Here is a 3413-nt window from a genome sequence, read left to right as displayed (position 1 = left end):
TCAGCCGCTCCCGCGGCGGGCGCTCCCTCACCCAGCCTGATCCAAACGAAAGACCCTAGGCGCCCGCGCCCGGAAATCGGGCACTCCTGCAGCCCGAAACGGGCCTCCCGGCGCCGCCGGGCATGCTGAAACCGTCTGTCTTGGGCGATCCCCCGCGTCGCCCAAGACAGACGGCAGCCCCGTTGACCAGGCCCGATGAGGTCTGAGACGGGACGCACTGAGTATATTGGCTGAGAGCCAGTCAACGCAGGAGCCAAGCATGTCCCCGCGGAGCCCATCGGTCAATGAAGAGCTACGCCGGCGTTCCCGGGAGCGGCTGCTGCAAGCCACGGTGGAGCTGGTCGCCGAGCGCGGTTACGAGGCCACGACGCTCGCCGACATCGCCGACCGGGCCGGTTCGGCGCGCGGTCTCATCTCGTACTACTTCCCGGGAAAGCGGCAGCTCCTCCAGTCCGCCGTGCACCGGCTGATGCATCAGACGCTGGCCGCGGCCCTGGGACGCGAGCCGATGACGGACGACGGGCGCGAACTGCTGGCACGGGCGATCGACGCCATCCTCGGGCTCGCGGCCGACAGCCCCGTACTGATGCGGACACATATGGCCGGCATTCTCCAGGCCGAGGGCTTTGTGCAGTGTCCGGAACAGCAGCGTCTCGCGGCCCTGCTGCGCGAGACGGTGTCCAGATACGGATCGCCCGACCCGGACGGCGAGTATCCGATGCTGCGCGCCCTGCTGATGGGCGCGGTCTTCGCGGTGCTCATGCCGGGCGCGCCGATGCCGCTGCCACGGCTGCGCGCCGAGCTGTTCCAGCGCTACGGGCTGGAGTGGGAACTCGGCGTTCCGCCGGGCGGTGAACCGCCCGGCGGAACGGATCAGGGCACCACCGCTCAGTCGCGGAAGTCCTCGAAGTAGTCGGGCTGCGTCTGGACGTTCAGCTCGTCCATCCGCACCTTCTTCGCGTCGTCCGTCCTGCGGTCGTTGAGCTGCAGTACGTCAAAGCCCTTGGCGATGTCGTTCGAGTAGATGTAGCCGTTGTAGTAGTAGGCCGACCAGGGGCCGCCGGTCACCATCTGCGTGGCCGAGAGCGGTCCGCGCTCGAAGTAGGCGATCTCCTTGGGCTGGGAGGAGTTGGTGAAGTCCCAGACCGAGACACCGCCCTGGTACCAGGCCTGGACCATGATGTCGCGGCCCTCGACCGGGATGAGCGAGCCGTTGTGGGCGACACAGTTCTCGGTGTCCGCCTGGGGGCGGTCGATCTTGAAGTAGCTGCGGAAGACCAGCTTGCGGTCGTCGCGCTTGCCGACGATGTCGTAGATGCCGTCGGCGCCCTTGTTCGGACCGACGGTGTCGTTGCAGGTGGCAGCGCCACCGCCGCCCAGCTCGTCGGTGAAGACGACCTTGTTTGCATCCTGGTTGAAGGTGGCCGAGTGCCAGAAGGCGAAGTTGACGTTGTCCTGGACCCGGTCGATCACCTTGGGTCGCTCGGGGTGCTTGATGTCGAAGATGATGCCGTCACCCATGCACGCACCGGCGGCCAGGTCCTTGGAGGGCAGCACCGTGATGTCGTGGCAGCCGGTGGTCGCCGAGACACCCGGGTTGGTGGTCCCGCCCGGGTTTCCGCCGTCCGGGAAGAGGTTCGGGAAGTTCACCACCTTGGCCCGCTCCGGAGCCTTGCGCGGCACCTTGATGATCGAGATGCCGTCGTGCGGCGGCTGGCAGTCCGGGAACGTCGTGCTCGGCGAGTACGACGAGACGTAGACGTAGACGTTCTTGCGCTCGGGGATCAGGGTGTGGGTGTGCGAACCGCACGCGGTCTCGACGGCGGCGATGTACTTGGGGTTCCGGATGTCGCTGATGTCGAAGATCTTGATGCCCTCCCAGGACTCCTTGATCGTCGCCGACTGGGCGACGCTCGTGCAGGAGTTGTCGCTGCGCGAGGAGTCGGTGGAGAGGAAGAGCAGATCACCGGAGACCGAGACATCGTTCTGCGATCCCGGGCAGAGCACCTGGGTGACGGTCTTCGGGGACTTCGGGTCGCTGATGTCGAAGATCCGGAAGCCGTCGTAGTTGCCCGCGAAGGCGTACTTGCCCTGGAAGGCCAGGTCCGAGTTGAGCCCCGTGATCAGGTCCTTGGGGGCGTTCGACAGATGCTTGATGTTGTCGCTGTGGACGATTTCGTCCACACCGGGTATCTCGTCCTGCTGGATGGCCGCCTTCACTTCGGCGGCCTGGCTGGAGGAGATCTCCTTCGAGGCCGGGCTGTCACCGGGGTCGGGTGTGGCGACCGCCGGTGCGGCGGTCAACAGCGTGGCGAAGAGTCCGGCCGCGGCTGCCGCCACGCCCAGACGTCTACGCCGCACGCGAGTGGTGTGCAACGAGATCACTGCGGTCCTCCCTTGTATCCGTTCACAGTTGAACGGGTCACGGACCTCGGCAGTATCGTCCCTCTCATGTACATCTCAACAGATGGCAACACAGACGTAATGAAAGTTTTTGATCACTCGTATGTCGAAGCGTGCTAGGAAAGTTTCACCACATCAAGTGCAGTAGGAGGTCGCCGTGTTGATCCACCACAGGAGTCAGCGTGTCCGCAGGGCCGCTCTCGCGGCGGTGGCCGCCGTCGCCGTACTCGCCCTGGGAGCCTGCGACTCGGGGGACGGCGGCAAGAGCAAGTCCAAGGACGACAGCGCCTCGGTCGTGGTGGCGCCGGGAAAACCGGGCGAGCCCGCGAAGACGCTCTCCGCCGAGGAGGCGGCGAAGGCCGCACCGGACAACACGCCCAACTCGGCCGACTACACCTATGCGCAGATGATGATCGTCCACCACGGTCAGGCGCTGAAGATGACCGAACTCGCCGGGACCCGGGCCGGATCGAAGCCGGTGAAGCTGCTCGCGGAGCGGATCGCCGCCTCGCAGAAGCCGGAGATCGATGTGATGGACGCCTGGTTGAAGAACAACGGCGGGCCGAAGCCGCAGCAGGGCCATGACCACCACACGATGCCCGGGATGGCCACGGAGGCCCAACTGGCCCAGTTGCGGGCGGCGAAGGGCAAGGCCTTCGACGAGCTGTTCCTGAAGCTGATGACGGCGCACCACCAAGGTGCGATCACCATGGCCACGGAGGTGCTCACGGACGGCAAGAACGTCATGGTCGAGGAGATGGCGAACGAGGTCATCGCCCAGCAGACCGTCGAGATGAACCGTATGCGTTCGATGTGACCTTATGCGCTCGATGCGAGCGGGCCGCCGGGAGCCGGTGGCCGCGGCGTTGTCAGCGTCTGTGGTGACGCGGTGTCAAGTGGCCCTCGTCGCGGGCGCCCGCGATCAGCTTCAGCGACTTGCGACGGCTGAACCCGGTCGCCGACATCACCGCGAGCACCGGATCCTGGCCCGCCTGCTGGGCCGCGCGGTA

4 protein-coding genes are annotated in these 3413 nt (G+C 66.2%); 2 read left to right on the top strand and 2 right to left on the bottom strand.

The window, feature by feature from the left end; translation table 11 throughout:
• Positions 1-259: 259 nt before the first annotated feature.
• Positions 260-913 carry a TetR/AcrR family transcriptional regulator gene (locus tag GA0115259_RS31380; RefSeq protein WP_093603268.1) on the top strand — a complete coding sequence of 218 codons (654 nt, stop codon included), beginning with the start codon at positions 260-262 and terminating at the stop codon, positions 911-913.
• Here the strand turns inward: GA0115259_RS31380 and GA0115259_RS31375 are convergent.
• Complete coding sequence (locus tag GA0115259_RS31375; protein ID WP_093603266.1) at positions 889-2385, bottom strand: LVIVD repeat-containing protein; 1497 nt, start codon at positions 2383-2385, stop codon at positions 889-891. The genes GA0115259_RS31380 and GA0115259_RS31375 overlap by 25 nt on opposite strands.
• Positions 2386-2560: 175 nt before the next feature.
• Here GA0115259_RS31375 and GA0115259_RS31370 point away from each other — a divergent pair, with 175 nt between their 5' ends.
• Complete coding sequence (locus GA0115259_RS31370) at positions 2561-3220, top strand: DUF305 domain-containing protein (protein ID WP_093603264.1); 660 nt, start codon at positions 2561-2563, stop codon at positions 3218-3220.
• Between the two features lie 52 nt (positions 3221-3272).
• On the opposite strand, the gene GA0115259_RS42340 is transcribed toward GA0115259_RS31370, so the two are convergent.
• A partial coding sequence (locus GA0115259_RS42340; RefSeq protein WP_237540630.1) for a DUF6214 family protein occupies positions 3273-3413 on the bottom strand: 141 nt, incomplete at its 5' end.

The sequence above is a fragment of the Streptomyces sp. MnatMP-M17 genome (genome assembly GCF_900091995.1).
In the GTDB taxonomy this organism is placed as follows: Bacteria; Actinomycetota; Actinomycetes; order Streptomycetales; family Streptomycetaceae; genus Streptomyces.
The sequence above is the reverse complement of the archived record's forward strand: the minus strand, read 5'-3'. Positions and strand labels throughout refer to the sequence as shown.

Bases quoted from the DNA above. Each gene is read 5' to 3' on its own strand.
- GA0115259_RS31380 (WP_093603268.1), top strand. From the start codon at position 260: ATGTCCCCGCGGAGCCCATCGGTCAATGAAGAGCTACGCCGGCGTTCC.